Source organism: Aneurinibacillus migulanus, from assembly GCF_001274715.1.
GTDB lineage: Bacteria > Bacillota > Bacilli > Aneurinibacillales > Aneurinibacillaceae > Aneurinibacillus > Aneurinibacillus migulanus.
Window position 1 is genome coordinate 4,685,867 of the sequence record NZ_LGUG01000004.1, and the last position, 19,900, is coordinate 4,705,766.

20 protein-coding genes are annotated in these 19,900 nt (G+C 45.9%); 2 read left to right on the top strand and 18 right to left on the bottom strand.

Features of this window, described 5'->3' with window-relative positions; translation table 11 throughout:
- Positions 1–6: 6 nt before the first annotated feature.
- The 3 genes from spoIIAB to AF333_RS24405 form a co-directional block, all read right to left on the bottom strand.
- Positions 7–435 (bottom strand): anti-sigma F factor, encoded by a 429-nt coding sequence (gene spoIIAB, locus AF333_RS24395; protein WP_043068285.1) that lies wholly within the window; start codon positions 433–435, stop codon positions 7–9.
- Positions 436–462: 27 nt separating this feature from the next.
- Positions 463–813, bottom strand: a complete 351-nt coding sequence (gene spoIIAA / locus AF333_RS24400) for an anti-sigma F factor antagonist (protein WP_043068030.1) — start codon at positions 811–813, stop codon at positions 463–465.
- Positions 814–945: 132 nt separating this feature from the next.
- Entirely contained in the window at positions 946–2,145 is a 1,200-nt protein-coding gene (locus tag AF333_RS24405; RefSeq protein ID WP_043068031.1) for a D-alanyl-D-alanine carboxypeptidase family protein, read from the bottom strand.
- 229 nt (positions 2,146–2,374) lie between these two features.
- On the opposite strand from AF333_RS24405, the gene AF333_RS24410 reads away from it, so the two are divergent.
- Positions 2,375–3,445, top strand: coding sequence for a branched-chain amino acid aminotransferase (locus AF333_RS24410; protein ID WP_043068032.1), 1,071 nt, complete (start codon positions 2,375–2,377; stop codon positions 3,443–3,445).
- 192 nt (positions 3,446–3,637) lie between these two features.
- On the opposite strand, the gene AF333_RS24415 is transcribed toward AF333_RS24410, so the two are convergent.
- The 10 genes from AF333_RS24415 to AF333_RS24460 form a co-directional block, all read right to left on the bottom strand.
- Positions 3,638–4,666: an ABC transporter ATP-binding protein gene (locus AF333_RS24415; RefSeq protein ID WP_043068033.1), complete on the bottom strand. Its 1,029-nt coding sequence runs from the start codon at positions 4,664–4,666 to the stop codon at positions 3,638–3,640.
- Entirely contained in the window at positions 4,663–5,667 is a 1,005-nt protein-coding gene (locus AF333_RS24420; protein WP_043068034.1) for an ABC transporter ATP-binding protein, read from the bottom strand. The genes AF333_RS24415 and AF333_RS24420 overlap by 4 nt, the downstream gene beginning before the upstream one ends.
- A gap of 26 nt (positions 5,668–5,693) precedes the next feature.
- On the bottom strand, positions 5,694–6,623 hold the full coding sequence (locus tag AF333_RS24425; RefSeq protein WP_043068035.1) for an ABC transporter permease: 930 nt from the start codon (positions 6,621–6,623) through the stop codon (positions 5,694–5,696).
- Positions 6,623–7,552, bottom strand: coding sequence for an ABC transporter permease (locus AF333_RS24430; protein WP_043068036.1), 930 nt, complete (start codon positions 7,550–7,552; stop codon positions 6,623–6,625). Before AF333_RS24430 ends, AF333_RS24425 begins: the two co-directional genes overlap by 1 nt.
- Positions 7,553–7,629: 77 nt before the next feature.
- Positions 7,630–9,333: a peptide ABC transporter substrate-binding protein gene (locus tag AF333_RS24435; protein ID WP_043068037.1), complete on the bottom strand. Its 1,704-nt coding sequence runs from the start codon at positions 9,331–9,333 to the stop codon at positions 7,630–7,632.
- Positions 9,334–9,390: 57 nt separating this feature from the next.
- Positions 9,391–9,867 (bottom strand): Lrp/AsnC family transcriptional regulator, encoded by a 477-nt coding sequence (locus tag AF333_RS24440; protein ID WP_043068038.1) that lies wholly within the window; start codon positions 9,865–9,867, stop codon positions 9,391–9,393.
- A 407-nt stretch (positions 9,868–10,274) separates the two neighbouring features.
- Complete coding sequence (locus AF333_RS24445) at positions 10,275–11,087, bottom strand: purine-nucleoside phosphorylase (protein WP_407638694.1); 813 nt, start codon at positions 11,085–11,087, stop codon at positions 10,275–10,277.
- Positions 11,088–11,110: 23 nt separating this feature from the next.
- Positions 11,111–12,292, bottom strand: a complete 1,182-nt coding sequence (gene deoB, locus AF333_RS24450) for a phosphopentomutase (RefSeq protein WP_043068040.1) — start codon at positions 12,290–12,292, stop codon at positions 11,111–11,113.
- Positions 12,293–12,406: 114 nt separating this feature from the next.
- Positions 12,407–13,294, bottom strand: coding sequence for a site-specific tyrosine recombinase XerD (gene xerD / locus AF333_RS24455; RefSeq protein WP_043068041.1), 888 nt, complete (start codon positions 13,292–13,294; stop codon positions 12,407–12,409).
- Between the two features lie 104 nt (positions 13,295–13,398).
- Positions 13,399–13,635: a DUF4227 family protein gene (locus tag AF333_RS24460; RefSeq protein WP_043068042.1), complete on the bottom strand. Its 237-nt coding sequence runs from the start codon at positions 13,633–13,635 to the stop codon at positions 13,399–13,401.
- 147 nt (positions 13,636–13,782) lie between these two features.
- On the opposite strand from AF333_RS24460, the gene AF333_RS24465 reads away from it, so the two are divergent.
- Positions 13,783–15,867, top strand: coding sequence for a peptidoglycan D,D-transpeptidase FtsI family protein (locus AF333_RS24465; protein ID WP_043068043.1), 2,085 nt, complete (start codon positions 13,783–13,785; stop codon positions 15,865–15,867).
- Between the two features lie 154 nt (positions 15,868–16,021).
- On the opposite strand, the gene AF333_RS24470 is transcribed toward AF333_RS24465, so the two are convergent.
- From AF333_RS24470 to AF333_RS24490, 5 genes are all read right to left on the bottom strand, one after another.
- A complete protein-coding gene (locus AF333_RS24470) occupies positions 16,022–16,705 on the bottom strand; it encodes a GNAT family N-acetyltransferase (RefSeq protein ID WP_080787921.1) in 684 nt (227 codons plus the stop codon).
- Positions 16,706–16,858: 153 nt separating this feature from the next.
- Positions 16,859–17,344: a ferric iron uptake transcriptional regulator gene (gene fur, locus AF333_RS24475; protein WP_080787947.1), complete on the bottom strand. Its 486-nt coding sequence runs from the start codon at positions 17,342–17,344 to the stop codon at positions 16,859–16,861.
- Between the two features lie 78 nt (positions 17,345–17,422).
- The gene (spoIIM, locus tag AF333_RS24480; RefSeq protein ID WP_043068045.1) at positions 17,423–18,082 is read right to left on the bottom strand and encodes a stage II sporulation protein M; all 660 of its coding nucleotides are present in this window, start codon (positions 18,080–18,082) and stop codon (positions 17,423–17,425) included.
- A 58-nt stretch (positions 18,083–18,140) separates the two neighbouring features.
- Positions 18,141–19,337, bottom strand: a complete 1,197-nt coding sequence (locus tag AF333_RS24485; RefSeq protein WP_235355978.1) for an endonuclease Q family protein — start codon at positions 19,335–19,337, stop codon at positions 18,141–18,143.
- On the bottom strand, positions 19,334–19,879 hold the full coding sequence (locus tag AF333_RS24490) for an NUDIX hydrolase (RefSeq protein WP_043068047.1): 546 nt from the start codon (positions 19,877–19,879) through the stop codon (positions 19,334–19,336). The genes AF333_RS24485 and AF333_RS24490 overlap by 4 nt, the downstream gene beginning before the upstream one ends.
- Positions 19,880–19,900 lie beyond the last annotated feature (21 nt).

Below are 19,900 nucleotides of genomic sequence, written 5' to 3' on the forward strand. Positions count from 1 at the left end.
TGTCCCCTAATTACATAACGCTTCATTCTTAGTCAGCTTTTTGACGAGCCGGATTCTTGTTCCCCGACCGATTTCCGTTTCTACTTCCATTGTGTCCATAAAGTTCTCCATAATCGTAAAGCCCATACCGGAACGCTCTAATTCCGGTTTTGTCGTAAAGAGTGGTTGTCTCGCTTCCTCAAGGTCAGCGATACCGATGCCGTGATCCTCTACAGCAATCTCAATACTGGCGGCAGTATACATCGTTTCGATGACGACCGTGCCGGTCTCATCCCCTTCATACCCATGAATAATCGCGTTGGTAACCGCTTCCGAGACAACCGTCTTAATCTCCTCCACCTCTTCGAGCGTTATATCGAGACGGGATAGAAAAGAAGCGACCGCAATACGAGCAAAACCTTCATTTTCACTGCGGGCGGCAAATTCCAAGCGCATAAAATTGTTGTCAGTTTTCGGCTTCACTTACGCCACCCCCAATACAAGGAGTGCTTCCTGTTCGGACTCCTTGATTTTCAGAATCTTGAACATTCCGGATAACTCGAACAAGCGATAGATGACAGGATTTATGGAGCAGACGACCATATCACCGCCACGTGCCGCAATCTGCTTATACCTGCCTAGAATCACTCCCAAGCCGGAACTATCCATAAAATGCAGATTCGCCATGCTCAATAAAATGTGCTGCACCTGTTCCTCTACCAAATGCTTTTCCATTTCAGTACGCAACATGTCTGCCGTGTGATGGTCCAGTTCGCCTTCCAGCCTTACAATCAATACACCGTTCACCGTTTCGATATCTACTCGTAAACTCACGCAGGGCCACTCCTTCGCTTCGTGATACAGGAAGATTCTACAATACCTTCTGCGATTCCTGCCCTCCGACAAAACTAGAAAAAAACCGGGAAAATGTGGCACATTTCTCCTTTTCCCGATTTTTTATCAAATTTAGCCACCGAACATTTTACGTGTCGAACGCTTAAACAGCTCCCACCATCCAGCTTTTTCCACACTGTTCGCAGCGACTAAATCGACGGTGCTCACCGTTTTCCCATCTTTTTTAATCAGCACCTCGCCAATTTTAACACCCTTCGTAACCGGCGCTTTCAAGTCGGCCTTCAAGTTGATTTCCTTTTGATACTGTTCGGCTTTTTCGCCTTTTTTCACCAGCATGCTGAAACGGTATGGTACCACAATGTCAACCGTTTCCTGTTTGCCTTTTTCGACCGGTACAGTCTTTATAATCTGATTCTCTTTATAAAGCGGCTGACTATCATACTGATTGAATGCATAATCCATCATTGAGGCAACTTCCTGATTTCTGATTTTTGAACTCGGAGCGCCCATTACTACGGCGATAACACGCATATTTCCGCGTTTAGCAGTCGCGGTTAAACAATACTTTGCTTCCGTCGTATATCCTGTTTTCAAACCGTCAGCCCCGGCATAGAAGCGAACCAAACGATTCGTATTGACCAACCAGAACGGCTTGTTCGAGTTTTTACGCAAATAATCCTGATATAGGCCTGTATATTTAGTAATCGACTCATGCTTCAGCAGTTCACGCGACATCAACGCAATATCGTGCGCCGAGGATACATGTCCCGATACCGGTAAACCATTCGTGTTCATGAATGTCGTATCGTCCATTCCTAATTGTTTGGCTCGCGCGTTCATTTTATCAATGAATGCCTTTTCCGTCCCAGCTATATGTTCTGCCATCGCCACAGAAGCATCGTTTCCAGAGGCAAGTGCGATACCTTTCAGCATTTCATCAACAGACATCTCTTCACCCGGCTCCAGAAAAATCTGCGATCCTCCCATAGAAGCAGCATATTCGCTTGTTCTCACTTTATCTGTAAGCTTAATTTCACCCTTATCCAGCGCTTCCATGATAAGAAGCATGGTCATGACTTTGGTGATACTGGCGGGTGGCAACGCTTTATGTCCATTTTTCTCATATAAAATTGCACCTGTATCCCGATCGATTAAAACAGCCGATACAGCATTTGGAGCAAGATCCGCATCCCCTTGCTGTTCCTGCTTCTGATCGGCGGCCGGCTTCGCTTTTTCCTGGGCAGAGGCAAGTCCGCCCAGGGACGGTATCATCAAGGATAAGCATAGCAGTACAATAGGCAACTTCTTCATTCACAGGTCCCTCCAAATCAAGATAGTACCTATTGTCGCCACAATGTCTGGAATTATATACCTATGAACAAAAATATAGCTATTTCAACCGGGTACACACACATGACATGCAAACATTTACTTTGTATCTCAATTTGTGTAAAGTTTAGTTATAACATTTTAAATTTTGTACTGATTCAGTAAGAAATCCGGAATACAATTTTGCAAAAACAGGGGGAATGACACGCTTATGAGTTATGAGATAGAAGTTACATTAGCGGAAAGCAGAAAGGCGAAACCGAATGTAAACGAATTGGCTTTTGGAACTTGCTTTACGGATCATATGTTTATGATGGATTATACGCCGGAAACAGGATGGCATCATCCGAGAATCGTGCCGTACGCACCGATATCACTCGATCCCGCTGCTGTTGTCTTCCACTATGGACAAGCTGTATTCGAAGGCATGAAAGCCTATCGGACAAAAGAAGATAAAATTCTCCTGTTCCGACCGGAAAAAAATATGGAGCGGCTTAATCTATCCAACGAAAGACTAAGTATTCCGCCCGTTAACGAAACATTTCTTGTCGAAGCCATCAAAAAATTAGTCAGCATAGAAAAAGAGTGGGTACCAGCAGATGAAGGAACCTCTCTATATATTCGACCGTTCATTATTGCGACGGAACCGTATCTAGGCGTCCGTCCTGCTCGTACGTACACATTCATCGTCATTCTTTCACCAGTTGGTGCCTATTATGCGGAAGGTATTAACCCTGTCAGCATTTATGTGGAGAATAACTATGTCCGCGCGGTAAAAGGCGGGACCGGACATACGAAAACATCAGGTAACTATGCAGCAAGCTTTAAAGCGCAGGAAGAAGCACAGAAGCACGGTTGTGCCCAAGTACTGTGGCTCGATGGTGTCGAGAAAGCATACATAGAAGAAGTGGGCAGCATGAACGTATTTTTTAAGGTGAACGGCGAAGTATGGACACCCGCGCTGAATGGAAGCATCCTGGCCGGGGTAACGAGGGACTCTGTTATTCAATTACTGAAAGAATGGAACATTCCCGTTAAGGAAAAAAGAATTTCAATAGAGGAACTATACGCCGCATATACTGATGGTACACTTGAGGAAGCTTTCGGCACCGGAACTGCGGCAGTGATCTCTCCAATCGGCAGTTTGAAATGGAACGACAAAAATCTAGTTATTAATGGTGGCGAATCAGGCTCGTTATCTATGAAAATCTACGATACGATCTGCGGCATTCAAACCGGGGAAAAAGAAGACCCGTTCGGCTGGACCGTAGAAGCAGAATAATAAGAAAAACTCGCGGGAGTTGTCGGTCTTTTTCGCCTGCCATACCACGCGCTCCATAGGAAAAAGCAACGTTTGGCACACACTTCGCGAGTTTTTCAAGTGATACAACCGTCAGAAGAAACGATATGTCGCTTTTTTATCCATTAAATAAAGAAAAGCAGAGGGCAACGATGCCACTCTGCTTTTCTCTTGCTATGCTTTTCTGACATCCGTTCCCATAACGTCTTTATTATAAAGGTGGCAGGCAACAAAGTGATCAGGTTTTACCTCCTGCCAGACCGGATCGATTTTCGCACATGACTCCATGGCATACGGACAGCGCGTCCGGAAATGGCAGCCGCTCGGCGGATTCATCGGACTCGGTACATCGCCTTTCAGTACGATACGCTGACGTTTCCTCTCCACTTCCGGGTCTGGAATCGGAATCGCGGAAAGAAGCGCCTCCGTATAAGGGTGAAGCGGATTCGTATACAAGTCCTCGCTTCCAGAAAGCTCTGCGATTTTACCCAGGTACATCACCGCCACCCGGTCGCTAATATGTTTTACCATCGATAAATCATGGGCGATAAACAAATACGTCAGCCCCATCTTATTCTGCAGGTCACTCAATAGATTTACCACTTGTGCTTGGATGGATACGTCCAGCGCGGAAATCGGTTCATCGCACACAATGAATTTCGGCTCGACCGCCAGCGCACGCGCAATACCAATCCGCTGCCGTTGGCCCCCGGAAAACTCATGCGGAAATCGGTTGATATGCTCCGCCTTCAGGCCGACGAGCGTAAGCAATTCCTGAATACGTGCTTTGCGCTCTGTACCGCTTGCCAGCTTGTGTAGATCAATCGCCTCTCCGATAATTTCTCCGATTGTCATCCTTGGATTCAGCGAAGCGTAAGGGTCCTGGAAAATCATCTGCATGTCACGGCGAAGCTTCTTCAATTCACGTGTACTCGCCTTGTGTACATCTTTACCTTCAAACAATACTTCACCCTCAGTCGCATCATACAGACGAAGAATCGTACGACCCATCGTCGACTTTCCACAACCGGATTCACCTACTACGCCAAGCGTTTCGCCTGCTTTGATGTCGAACGTTACATCGCTCACAGCTTTCACTGTCCCACCGCTAGCATGGAAGTATTTTTTCAGATTGCGTACCTGAAGCAGTGTGCCTTGTTTCTTGTTTTTTTGTACCGCAATCTCTCTTACTATCGATTTCATTGTGCGAACTCCTCCTTCCGGTTGCTTGCCAGCGGATGGTGCAGCCAACAGGCCGCCTGATGATTCCCTCCCATTTCTTCAAGTACCGGCTTGTGGTTACGGCACACTTCCATCGCGTATTCACAGCGGGCGAAGAACGGACAACCAGCAGGCGGATGCAGCAAGTCTGGAGGGGTACCAATAATCGGTGCAAGCGGCTCGTTTCTCTTCATATCAAGCCGCGGAACTGATTTAAGAAGCCCTTTGGTATACGGATGCTGTGGCTGATAGAAGATTTGATCCACTGTACCCGTTTCTGCTACTTCGCCAGCGTACATAACGACGACGCGATCGCACATATCAGCCACAACGCCAAGATCGTGCGTAATGATGATAATCGACGTCCCTGTTTTCTCCTGCAGTTCTTTCATCAATTCGAGAATTTGCGCCTGAATTGTTACATCCAGTGCCGTCGTTGGTTCATCGGCGATTAATAGTTTCGGACGGCAGGCGAGCGCAATCGCTATCATGGCGCGCTGGCGCATTCCACCTGAGAACTCGTGCGGATACTGGTTAGCCCGCTTATCCGGTTGTGGAATTCCTACCATTTTAAGCAGCTCAATCGCCTGTTTATGTGCCTCACCAGCAGACATTCCCTGATGCTTTATGAGACTTTCCGTAATCTGCCGACCGGTTTTCATTGTCGGATTAAGCGACGTCATCGGATCCTGAAAAATCATTCCGATATCGTTTCCTCTGATTTTCTGCATCTCTTTTTCACTTTTTTTCAATAAATCCTGACCGCTAAAAAGGATGCTGCCCTGCTTATATTGCGTAGGCGGCTGTGGCAATAGCTTCATAATGGACTGGGCGGTGACACTTTTACCGCAACCGGATTCGCCCACAATTCCTACTGTTTCGCCTTTTTTCACCTCGAAGTTTACGCCCCGCACGGCTTTAACCTCACCCGCGTACGTATGAAACGAGATGTGCAAGTCGCGTACTTCCAATATATTTTCCATAGGTTGTTCACCCTTTGCTTTTCAGGTTATTTGCGCATTCTCGGGTCGAGCGCATCGCGCATACCGTCGCCCAGTACATTGAAGGCGAACATCGTAAGTGAGATAAAGAAGCCCGGAATGAACAATTGATACACATTTCCAATCAGCAAACTTACCAGCGCATCGTTCGCCATCGTTCCCCAGCTCGCACGCGGTGCCGGAATACCCAGCCCGAGAAAGCTCAGTGTCGCTTCCGCGAAAATCGCAGTCGGAACAGTCAGCGTGACATTTACAAGAATAGGTCCCATTGTATTCGGGATGATATGCTTCATCAGAATCCATTTCGTATCAGCGCCAAGCGCAGTTGCCGCATGTACATATTCCTGCTCCTTCAATTGCAGGACCTGACCGCGTACAAGACGAGCCATTGGAATCCAGCCTGTTATCGTCATCGCGATAATAATGGTCAGCAGGCCCGGTCCCATGACGACCATCAGCAGAATAACCATCAATAAATAAGGAATACCGTACAATACCTCGGCGATGCGCATCATAATATTATCTACGCGGCCGCCTTTCAAACCGGAAATACCGCCGTATATAACGCCAACCACAAAATCAATGAATGCAGCCGCTACCCCGATGAACAGAGAGATGCGAGCACCAAACCAAATTCTCGTAAACATATCGCGACCCGAAGAATCGGTACCGAACCAGTGTTCTGCGCTCGGCTGCAGATTTTTGGCTGTAAAGTCTTGCTTATAGTACGTATAACCGCTAATCATCGGACCGATAATCGCCATCAGAACAAGCAAGATAATGACAACAAGGCCCACCATAGCCAATTTATTCATTCGTAAACGCCGCCACACATCCGCCCAGTAGGAGATGCTAGGACGCCCGATTGTTTCCGCATCTTTAAAGTTGTCCGTTACAGGACGGAACATATCGGTACTCAGACGAGTTTCAGGCTGCATTACTTACTCCCCCCTGCAACTTTAATACGCGGATCGATCCAGGTATACATAACATCCACCAGGAAAATAAGAAAAATAAGAATCGCGCTATAAAAAACTGTGGAACCCAGAATAACCGGATAATCGCGGTTAAAGATGCCTTTTACAAACATCTCACCCATACCTGGAATCCCAAAGATATGTTCGATAACAAAACTTCCTGTGACAAGATTTGCTGTAATGATGCCAAGCACGGTGACGACTGGCAGAATTGCGTTGCGCAGCGTATGCCTGATAATAACGACATTACGGGTTAGGCCCTTTGCTTTGGCGGTTTTAATATAATCCTGGCTGAGCACTTCGAGCATGCTGGAGCGCATGAGACGCGCGATGAATGCCATCGGCATCGCGGCCAATGCCAGAGAAGGCAAAATGGTATGCTTCCACGTTCCCCATGTCGCCGCAGGCAACCAGCCCCATTCGACGGCTACATAGTTAATGAAAACGGTAGCAAGAATAAAGTTCGGTACAGATATGCCAACAATTGCCAAAATCATAGATAAATAATCAGGAAAGCGGTTATGGTAAAGCGCAGCAATAACGCCTAAAATGATGCCGAGCGTTACGCCGATAAGCAATGCCTGCAGCCCAAGGTGCAGGGAAACTGGAAAACCTTCCGAGATATAATCGTTTACTGTAATGGTGCTCGATTTCAATGATGGACCGAAATCCAGAGCAAGCAGCGACTTAAGGTACAACCAATACTGAACATACAATGGCTGGTCCAGATTATAGTATTTCATTAAATTCTCAAACACGCCGGGAGGCATATTGCCTTCCTTGGCGAACGGATTGCCGGGAATCAGATGCATCAAGCTAAAAGTGAGCGTTACAACCACCCAAAGAGTTAAGAGGGCCCAGCCCAAGCGCTGTAAAGTATACCGTAACAACGTATACCCTCCATTCTATTTTTACTTGAAAAACGGGGAATGCCCGGAAAACTTAAGCATTCCCCTGATTTTACGCGTTACTTCTTCTCATCCTTCTTATCAACAAACTTTGCGTATCTTAATACCGGATATTCGTCCGGCGGAGTGAATACACCTGTAACATTTTCTTTCAACGTATAGGCTTTCGTATAGAAGTAAATCGGCAGAATCGGCATGTCTTTCATAATAATGTCCTCGGCTTTATGCATCGCTTCCATGCGTACTTTCGCATCGCTGGACTGCTTCGCTTTATTTACTTCCGCATCGTACGCCTGGCTCTTCCAGCCGGTATCATTCTGCGTACTTACGCTCGTGAACATATCTACAAACGTCATCGGATCGATGAAGTCCGCAATCCATCCCGCACGTGCTACATCATAATCTAGCTTATGCTCACGATCGATTTTCACCTGGAACTCTACGTTCTCAATCCCAACATCCACGCCAAGGTTATTGCGCCACATCTCTTGAATGGCTTCGGCGATGCGTTTATGAAGATCATTGTTGTTATACATAATGTTGAATTTCGGCATCTTGTCCATGCCTTCTTCTTTCAAGCCTTCAGCAAGCAGTTTCTTCGCTTCTGCTACATCTTCCTTGAAGTAATCTCCACCCACTTTGCGGAAGTCATCCTGACCGTTTGCGTCTTTTGATCCTTCAGCAACGAGGGCGAGCGCAGGCTTCTGTCCACCCTGTGCAATGTTTTCTGTAATTGTCTTACGTTCGATGGCCATTGCCAATGCCTTACGAACCTTTACATTTGTAAACGGTTTCTTTTGAGTATTGAAGCGATAGAAGTAGGTGGCGTATTCTGGAACGATTTTAAAGTCCGGTGCGTTTTGTCCTTTCAATTGACCCACAACATCACCAGGCAGCGGATACGAGAGATCCAACTGACCGGAACGGTACATTTGCCATGCGGTATTTTCATCCTCTACCATCGCCCAATCGATGCCCGCAAGCTTAATGCGGTCTTTTTCGAAATAATTTTCGTTTTTGACCATCTTCATGCTGTCTTTATGCTTCCATTCTGTCAGCTTGAACGGTCCGTTTGATACGAACGTTTCGGCATCGTTCGCCCACTTTGGATTTTGCTCCTGAACTTTCTTATTTACCGGGAAATACGTATAGAAAGAAACAAGCTCATCAAAATATGGTGTCGGGTTTACAAGTGTAACTACCAGCGTTTTATCGTCTTTCGCTTTTACGGCTACTTTGTCCTCCAGTGCCTTTAGCTTCGCCGGGTCTTTCTCTTTGGATGTATTGTATTGTTCAGCGCCCTGGATGTAGTAGAGCTGGTATGCATAATCAGAAGCAGTAGCCGGATTCAATGCGTGCTTCCATGCATATTCGAAATCATGTGCAGTAAGCGGATCTCCGTTGGACCATTTCAACCCATCACGCAGTTTGAATGTATACGTTTTCCCACCATTGCTAGGTTTCCACTCCTTCGCCATGGCACCTTTAATTTCGAATTCGCCTTTATCTCCCTTCGGCTCCTTCATCGTCAGACCTACGAACAGATGACGAAGCGGCCAGGAATCATGCGTTCCTTGTGACTTTGCAGGATGCAGTGAGCCAGGTTCTGTCGAGTTGTTTACACGTAAGATATTGTTTCCTGCACTACCGGAGCTCTTCTGGTTTCCGCCTTCGCCCGTTTCCTTCGCTCCGCCGCCACAGCCTGTAAGCGCTAACGTTAAGAGAAGCACAAGGCTTACAATAATCGAAAAACCTCTCTTCACAGCAATTGACCTCCTTAATCTTAAATGTATATGAGCAGGACAGATACGCTGTGTCTATTAACCAGCGGTGTCCTCTACTCCATCAGCGGTTACATATGAGAATGAATCCTTGTATTGCTTTAGCTCAATCGATACTTCCGCTGAAGCGATCCCTTCGATGTTAGCCAGGTCTTCATTCACGAATGCGGTCAAATCCTCATTCGAACGGAAGTATGCTTGAATAATTAAATCATTACGCCCGGAAAATGCGCCAATAAAGCGCACCGCACGCAGTTTCCCCAATTGTTCGGCAACCTTCTCTTGGTGTCCGAGCTTGGTGGACATGCCAATGATTGCCTGTACATGTAGTCCGACCTTCACAGGGTCTGTATGTACGATAAATTGAAAAATTTCGTCTTCAATCATGCGATTGATTCTGGAACGTATTGTCCCTTCACTGACGCCAAGCATATGTCCCATCTCTGTATAGGATTTTCGGGCATCAACTTGAAGAATTTGAAGAATCTGAAAGTCCAACAAATCCAGCTTACGCACCAATCATCCCCCCTCTATTGAATGAATGGCTATTCAGAATGTTCGTGATTACGATTATAGCATCATTTTGAGAAAAATCTACGTTTTTCGTAAAATAATTTTCTGAATAAGCAATATAAATATAAAACAGAAAATTAACATTGTAAAGAAAAATAATTGTGAAAATCTGAAAAGTAATCGCTTTCTTTTATGGAAATAGTATTATTTTGTTCAAATATCACAAAAAACTTAATTATTTATAGATTAAGAGATCCGTAAAACAAATAGTATATTTATACGTTTTTCATATTATATATTCAAATATTACAAAAAGGACTTATTCATCGCTCGCATGACAAGCCTGCATCAGGCCTTGATACATAAAAAGCCTGAAACAAAGACATTGTTCCAGGCTTTTCTACGCTGTATTATAATTTTTGAATAACAGCTTTTACCAGAGTCAAAAACGTATGCTTGACCTTTTCGGCTGTTTCCATCACTTCATCGTGTGATAACGGCTGAGGTAAAATGCCAGCTGCCATGTTACTGATGCAGGAGATGCCCAATACACGCATGTCTGCATGACGCGCAACGATCACTTCCGGTACGGTCGACATGCCGACCGCGTCACCGCCTAATGTGCGCAACATACGAATTTCCGCTGGCGTCTCATAGCTCGGTCCAAGCATACCGACATACACGCCCTCCTGTAGCTTTATCCCATTTTGTTGTGCCACTTCCAATGCTAAAGCCCGCAAATTTGGACAATAAGCAGTCGACATATCTGGAAAACGAACGCCCATGCTCTCATCGTTCGGACCGATAAGCGGATTACGACCTGTTAAATTGATATGATCACGAATCAACATTAAGTCGCCGGCTTCATAACTCTCATTTACACCACCCGCCGCGTTTGTCACGATTATTTTATCCACACCGATCGCTTTCATAACACGTACCGGAAACGTTACAGCATCAAGGCCATGCCCTTCATAATAGTGAAACCTGCCCTGCATGGCGCAGACAGACTTTCCTTCGAGCCTTCCGATAACCAATTGGCCTTTATGACCTTCCACCGTGGACACCGGAAAGTGCGGAATTTCTCCGTACGGAATCGTAATTGGATTTTCGATTTCGTCCGCCAGCACACCAAGTCCAGAACCAAGAATCAATCCTATTTCTGGCTTTATATTCGTTTTACTTTCGATATATGCCTGCACTTCAGAAATATGCGCTGCAATTGACACGCCATCTACCTCCTGTCTTATTCGGTAATCGTGTGTAAAAAGCTAGTTCCAATCTTCGGTTTCTCTATCTCGAAGTTATCTGCAATTGTAGCACCGATATCGGCAAATGTCTCACGTATGCCCAGTTCTTTACCTGCCTTAAGCCCTTTATGATAGACCAGCAGCGGCACGTATTCACGCGTATGATCGGTCCCATGGTGTATCGGATCATTGCCATGATCTGCTGTAATAATGAGTAAGTCATCATCCATGAGCGCCTCCAGAATTTCAGGCAATCTGCGATCAAATTCTTCAAGCGCTTCACCGTAGCCAGTCGGATTACGTCTGTGTCCATACAGCGCATCGAAGTCGACCAAATTGATGAAAGCCAGACCGGTAAATTGTTTGCCCATCGCATTCAGCAACTTATCCACACCATCCATATTGGACTTCGTCTTAACCGCTTCAGTCACACCTTCTCCTGCATAAATATCAGAAATCTTACCGAGCGCAATTGAGGTATAACCCGCATCCTTAAGTTTATTCATAACCGTCTTACCCGGCGGAGATACAGAGAAGTCACGCCGATTCGCTGTACGGGTAAAATTGCCCGGTTCTCCAACAAACGGACGAGCGATGACACGTACAACCGAATGCTTGTCTTCAAGCGTTAACTCACGTGCAATCTGGCAAATTTTGTACAATTCATCAAGAGGGACAACATCTTCATGCGCCGCAACCTGAAATACACTGTCCGCTGAAGTATACACGATAACATCGCCTGTTCTCATATGTTCCTCGCCCAACTCTTCGATAATTTCTGTACCGGAGGCCGGCTTATTGCCCAAGACCCCACGTCCGATTTTTTCCGAGAAGGGCCCAATCAAGCTTTCGGGAAACCCATTCGGCCATGTTTTGAATGGAATTTCGACGCGTAACCCCATAATCTCCCAATGTCCGGTTGTCGTGTCTTTACCAAGCGAAATTTCATTCATTTTTCCGAATGCGGCTGCAGGCGGAACATCAGCAGAAACCCCTTGAAGATGTTCAATATGCCCAAGACCCAGCCCCGCCAGATTCGGCACATTCAAGCCATCCATGCGCTCTGCGATATGACCGAGCGTATGTGCTCCCTCGTCATTATAGTCTTTTGCATCCGGTAACTCCCCGATGCCGACACTGTCCAGTACGATAAGAAATATCCGCTTGAATCGCTTCATGCTATCTCCTCCTTTTACCGTATACCATTCTTTCTTCCCCTTTCTCCGCTTTCTAAAATGAGTGATGCGGAATATAAGGAAGGCACTTCACACTTTACCCCGAAGCACCTTTTTTTATGCCCGCGGATGGGCTTTGGCGTATACCTCTTTTAGACGAGAGCGCGTGACATGTGTATAAATCTGTGTGGTCGAAATATCGGCATGTCCAAGCATTTCCTGCACCGAACGTAGATCGGCACCATTCTCAAGCAAATGCGTTGCAAAAGAGTGGCGTAGCGTATGCGGGGTAATTTCCTTATGGCTATTAGCCAGTTGAGCATATTTTTTAATGATTTTCCAAAAACCCTGACGTGATAGGCGACGGCCATGATGATTCAAAAACAAGGCTTCTTCCTGTCCACGCTTCTTAAGCATCGGCCGCCCCCGTTCCAGATAACGGCTTACATCCGCAATCGCCAGACGTCCGAGGGGAATAATACGTTCTTTCGAGCCTTTACCGAAGCATTTAATAAAACCCATGTTCAGATTCACATCGGAAAGATTCAGTGAGACAAGTTCTGATACCCGAATGCCTGTTGCATATAGAAGTTCAAGCATAGCTTTATCACGCAAGCCTGAAGGCAGGCGTGTATCCGGTCCGTTCAATAATGTTTCTACTTCCGCCACCGATAATACCTGGGGCAGCTTTTTTTCAATTTTAGGTGATTCTAGATTAACACTTGGATCTTTATCAATAAACTTTTCTCGCAATAAAAACTGATAAAAAGCGCGAATGGATGCCAGATTACGTGAGAGTGTCGCCGTAGCCCGGCCCTGTTCCTGAAGATGGAGCAAATAGCCCATAATCTGCATGCGGTTTGTCTCATTCAAATTCGTGAAATTTTCTCGTTCCAGATAGGCACAGTATGCATGCAAATCCCGCTGATATGACTCCAGCGTATTCTTCGCTAACCCTCTTTCCACTGTTAAGTAATGGATAAACTGGGTAATCAACTCATTCATTTCCTAGTCTCCTCAACATCCAATCTCCTCTATATGTCACACAAGCCTGTCCTTTATTACTTTATTCCACAATGATACGTCGTTTCCTGCTATCGAATAAAAAATTATTCACCGTACCAATAGAAGTCAAACAGACGACGCTTCATCTCTTTATATGTTCCTTCAAATGCCGGTGTATACTGCATCACTTTTACCGCCTTGCCATGCGGTTCTTTGTACGGTTCTGCCGGCTTTATCGTATCGCTGACATACGAAATAATCGTATAAAATATAAACGTACAAAATATGAAAATAGCAAGCAGCCGAATTCCTTCTCCGATGCGATTGTATGGGATAAACATGCTTCTTCTCCTTCCTTCATTCCAGCTCGTTTTTCTTTCATCCTATTCATTCAGCGGAAATTTTATACCTTTCGTTCATTTTCAATTTACCTTTCACATGATAGAATTTATCTTTGGAGTAAACTCACGGCAAGGTGTGGTCAACCGATGTATAATCATGAAGAAAATGAAAACGCTCGAACAAAGCAGGTATTCAATCGCTTAAACATGCTGCTTCTGCTTGTGTTTCTCATTTTTGCGGTCATTATTTTCCGTCTGTCTTACGTACAGATTGTCGACGGTGAGGAATACGAGCAAAAGGCAACAGCAAAGTCAGACAAAAAAGTGCCGATTCCGGCACTGCGCGGTAACATCTATGACAAGAACGGCAATCTCATCGTGCACAGTCGCGGTTCTTTTGCCGCCGTATTCCAGGAAAAAGATTACATGGATAAAGAGTATTACATTAATCTTGTTACTAAACTGGAGAAAATTCTGCCCGGCACCAAGAAAGAAGATTTACTAAAAAAAATGGATGTGGGCTACGAATATAAAAACGGCAAAGTCGAAAAATCCATGCGCATGACATCGAAGTTTCTTGAGAAGGACTTGAAGTACGACTTATCCCAGAAAGAGATCGCCTATCTGGCCGAGCATCGCAACGAGCTAGATGGCGTATCCGTCGTAACCAAACCAATCCGGGAATACGATCCCAAGCAGGTAGCTGTGCAAGCTATCGGATATGTACGTCAGTTTAACGTTGCTGACAATCAGGGCATCGAGTACTACCGACAGCGCAAAGAATCGTATCTGCCGAACCAAATGGTAGGATATGAAGGCATCGAGCGAAGCTATGAAGAAGCGTTGCGTGGAGAAAACGGCTACCGCATGTATCAAGTAGCAGCAGACCAAACAATTCTTCAACAGATTAAGGAAGTACCTCCGAAACGAGGCAACAACCTGTACCTGACTATTGATCAACGGGTGCAGCTCGAGGCGCGCGACTTCATCAAGGGCTTTTTGCCAAAACTGCGTGCGACAGGCCGCAATGCCGCCTATGCGAAAAATGCGTATGCGGTAGCGATCGAAGTGAAAACAGGGAGAGTTGTCACGATGGTCAGCTATCCGGAATACGATCCAAACATCTGGACTTCCGGTCCAGACAAAGAAACGTACGAAAAAAACAAGTTCTCCTTTACGAACGGGACGATTCGCAGTGCGCCGCATGACGTAAGTCCGAAAACCGGGAAAGACGCGGAAATGGAAAATTATAAACATCCTGCATCTGTCGTACCAGCCGGTTCTGTCGTGAAGCCAGCAACCGTGCTGATGGGGCTATCGGAAAAAATCGCGCCATACTCCTGGCCCGATCCAGGAGCCTACCGCTATGGCGGCGCAGGAGACGTTATCCGCAATGATAGCGGTCATAACTACGGCATGCTAACTCCGCAGAAAGCGATTCAGAAATCGTCGAATACGTACATGGCGAACATCGGGAAATTATTAAGCGAGAAATACAAAAAGAATTCCGTTAGCGTGTACCAGAAGTATTATCATGCGTTCGGCCTCGGCGTCAAAACGGGCGTCGATCTTCCCGGCGAGTCGGCGGGAGGGGAAGATTTCCTAACAATGAATAAAAAGTACGGTCCAAAAGCGGCTATGGTACAGGCATCCTTCGGTCAGCAGGGACGATATACGACAATGCAGCTCGCACAATTTGTAGCGACTGTAGCCAACAAAGGCACTCGCATGCGTCCGCAACTGGTCGACCGCATTGTGGATAATAACGGCAAAGTGGTCCAACCTTTCAAACCAGAAGTGCTAAGCAAGCTTGAGGAACCGGACAGCTATTGGCGCATTATCCATCAAGGGATGGGCATGGTTACACAGCAAGGCGGTACTGGTGCTGGAGTTTTCGCTGGATTCCCATACCGCGTAGCAGCCAAAACCGGTACCTCCCAGCAGGATATTTATGTGCCGGATTCTTTGAATTTCGATAAAGGAGTTAACTGGCATAAGTACAAAGAGATCAACAACGGTGTCTTTGTCTCGTTTGCTCCACTTGAAAATCCGAAACTGGCAGTAGCTGTCGTCGTACCGGAAGGCGGCTACGGTGGTCAATCGGCCGGACGAATCGCGCGCGCCATCTATGAATCGTATGACAAATATGTTGGACTAGGGCCGACCGACAAACCATATGATCCAGCTACCGCCGTACCAAATACAAAAGAGACAGCAAAAAAAGCAAAATAGCAAATACAAAAAAGCGTGTGGCTTATGCAAAGAGGCCACACGCTTCTTTTATGGATGATCCGCCCGAAGTGACACAAAGCGGCCGTTTAGCTTCTTTGTGGAAAAAGGACGAGCGGCGACACCCGCGAGTTTTTCTTGTTATCGTTCATTCTTATTAATTAAAATCAGGATTTCGCCATTCCATAAGCAAGGCATTATTTCCCGATTTGATATCATGGAGGTAATCTTTCACCACCTTGATTGGTTTGCGTCCACAATGGAGCATGAAGTTAATGACTGGATCCTTCAAATCGCCAGTCAACACTTCTTGCACATATTCTTCAGGTGTTAATCGCTCTTCATGTTTATAGTAACCAGGCATACGTACAGCTCCTACCAGACGACGAAGGCCCAATCTACGCACCAAGTCATAGCTTTCTCTCATCAGCTTCTTCCCTATCCCAAGCTCCCGGTACGTAGGGTCTACCTGAAGATCGGCTACATATAGCGTATCCCCCAAATCATTGTGCGAACTCGACAGATATCCATGATCCGTAATGTCTTCCCATGTATGTTGAGCATCAGGAAGCTCATCTACAATCAATGTAGTCATCGTACCGACGATATCTTCGTCATACTCCGCACATAACGCGCCTTCGGAGAATACATCAACATGGCTTTTCAGTTGATCAATGCTCCATAGATCATCCTGCGGCCACGGCGGCGGATATACGCTGCGCTCCATTTCCTGTATACTTTGAAAATCTGCTTCATCATAAGGACGAACAATCAATTCTTCTTTTTGTGGTGTCTGTAATGTCAACCTATCGGCTTCATCAACCTGCTGGTTAACAAGCATAAAAATACCTCCTATTTTTGTACAACTGCCCAAAGCATATAGCTTGAGCAATTTCCCTTATATTTTAAAGCATTACCACAAGGTAAGCAAAGCGAAACATATATAGGGAAAAAGTGCAAAAAAGCAGCGGCTCCCTTATGAGCCCCTGCTTTTTTATTCAGGAATATTACTTTTGACATTGGCAATTTCGTTTGTATCTACCTTGTCAATGCAACGGTGACACACTCCATGAAACGATAAACGGTGATCAAGAATATGGAACTTGAATTTATCGCTAACCGCCTGCTCTACTTCACCAAGAAGGTCTTCATGAATCTCATCCACCGTACCACACATAACACAAATCAAATGATGATGGTGATGTTCAGCGTCTTCATTACGGAACTCATAACGGGCTACTCCATCACCAAAATTAATTTTTTGCAAAATGTGCAAATCGCTCATTAATTCCAACGTACGATATACGGTAGCCAGACCAATCTCAGGGGCTTTCTCTTTCACAAGCAAGTAGACGTCTTCAGCGGATAAATGGTCCTCTTCATTTTCCAACAGGACGCGGAGCGTAGCTTCACGCTGCGGAGTCAGCTTATAGCTATGTGCGTGCAATTGCTGTCTAATCCTGTCAATTCTTTCTTCCATCATAAAAAGACCTCCCCGAGCAGCTTCCTACATCATCATTATAGTTGAGCAGGAATAGGGAGTCAAATAGAACTCTTATTAGATGATAATTATTATAAATTTCAGGAGAGTCGCACTGGCATGCTTCATTAGCGCCGGGGAAACAAACGCTTCGAGGGCCGCAGCCACCGTTACAATCCCTCCCATAATCAATATTAATGCACTGTAGACGAGAAAACGTGGATACAACGCCCCTCCACGCTTTAGGAATCTTGATTGTACAAGGTGAAGCGAGAACGAAATACCGGCTGTCGCTACGATGATAATAGCTGGAATGACAAGCAGGTTCTGCGGTAGCACCGATACGATAGCAAAATAAAGTCCTTTCCACTGCAATTGATTTACAAGAAACCCTACAGTAAATCCTACGACAACACCTTTAAGAAATACCATTAAAAGAATGAGTGGCAGGCCAATAATGGATAATCCAAGAATCCACATAAAACCTACATATTTTAAATAATGGCCCAGCGAGTTCTGGAAGCTGCGCAACGGATCGGTAATGTTATCACTCTTCAGTTCATGAAAGAACTGACTGACATACATAAACAGCTCCTGTTTCTGTGTCAGTCCGAGCGAATTGACCACGACCGCACCGAATCCTACTCCCATAATGAACAGCACAATGGTAAACAAGTAGAGCGATGAATTCTCGCGCACATTCTGCTGTAATGTTTGTCCAAGTTTACTCCTTACCAATGGGAATCCCCCCTGTCGGTCTCTTACCACGATATATATGTAAGACAGGGGCGACGTATTACTCAAGCGAGATTTTTCCGTACATACCGGCACCGCCTTCGATAAACGATATCTCGCCACGCCTGCTCCGATCAATCGCCTGGGCTACCGTAGCACCTACCGCTTCCGTAAGCTGGTCGACGGACACATGGTGCAGAATATTCATCTCGGTGCCGAACGCGGCCAGCAGCTTTCTCATCCGGCCCGGTCCGAGTCCCGGTATGAATTCAAGCGGAATATGATAACGATAAGGTGGACGATGTGCCGGATGAGAAGCAGGCAGCTGAGTAGAAATCTCTTGGAATCGCTCATACACACCTCGTGTAATTGTTTTCTTTCCTTCTTTTCCGCAATGGGGACAACGAGGCGAATCTGTTTGCGCGACCAATTCTTCGCAGTTTGTACAGCGTGTCCGATAATATTTGCCCAGCTGGGGATGTAAACCGTAATTTTCCCGTACACGTCTATCTTCTTTACGCGCAAGCGCCAGAAGCAATTCCGTAAAGTCGGGACGTTTTATTTGCAGGTTCTGGTACTCGCGTGCAATTTTGGCGGTGGAATGTGCATCTGAATTCGTGACAAATGTCATCTCTGCGAGCTCAGCTAAGCCGTCAGCCAAATCGGAATCGGAGCTTAAGCCCAGTTCCAAAGCTGCAAATCGATGTACCGGTAGGACGGAAGCAAGGCTTTCCACACATGCACCATATATGCTCTTGTGCGGTGTGAATGCATGGGCAGGGATAACAATTCCTCCTACTGCTTCCGCCTTCATTACAAGCGTCTCCGGGTCCGTATACATACGTTGTGTGCTCAAATGAATATTTTTCACTTTTGTCTGATACCATTCCCGGAACGTAGCGAATGCGGTTCGATCCGGCAAATAGACGAGAAAATGCGCGAGTCCACGACCTACTGCAAGCTCCACTTCAATGCCCGCAATCAGTGTAACTTCCCCTTCTGAGGTAGCATAACGGTAGCCGCCGCCAGGAAGCTCTTGCATCCGCCCCGTCTCCAAATGACAGTCAATTTCCTCCTGCACTTCAGGAGAATGGCAATCGATAATCCCAATCATGTGCATTCCCTTACGCGTAACTGCTTCCTCCACAATATTAGTAAGCGTCAGCGTGCGTGAAGCCGTAATTTTTACCGGACGGTTATGCATTGTCCGGCCGATATGAATGTGCAGATCCGCAAAGCACTCTTCCATGAAATTCATGACGATGCATCCAGTTTCCATGCATAGACTGCAAGTATCGTTTTAGCATCTTGTATTTCACCGTTTTCGATAAGCCGTTGCGCTTCTTCCTTCGTCACATGAAGCAATTCAACAAACTCATCTTCATCTGGTTGAGCTTCACCAGGCTTTACCCCTTCAGCCCGGTATAGATGTATAAGCTCATCGGCAAAGCCAGGAGACGTATAGAAAGATGCTTGATGGTGCAACGTTTTGCATGTATATCCAGTTTCCTCCTGTAACTCACGTTCGGCGCATGTTTCCGGGTTTTCGCCTGGCTCCAGTTTTCCCGCCGGTATTTCTACAAGAATCTTCTCCAACGGTTTACGGAACTGACGCACCATCACCATACGATCGTCTTCCGTAATAGCCATGACCGCTACCGCTCCCGGATGATTGACAATTTCCCGCTTTGCGGTTTTTCCGTTCGGCAGTTCTACTTCATCCACTTTTACTTTGATGATTTTTCCGTCATATATCGGCTTGCTTGCAATCGTTTTCTCGATCATAGAAACTATGTTCATCCTTTCCTACATAATGTTCCC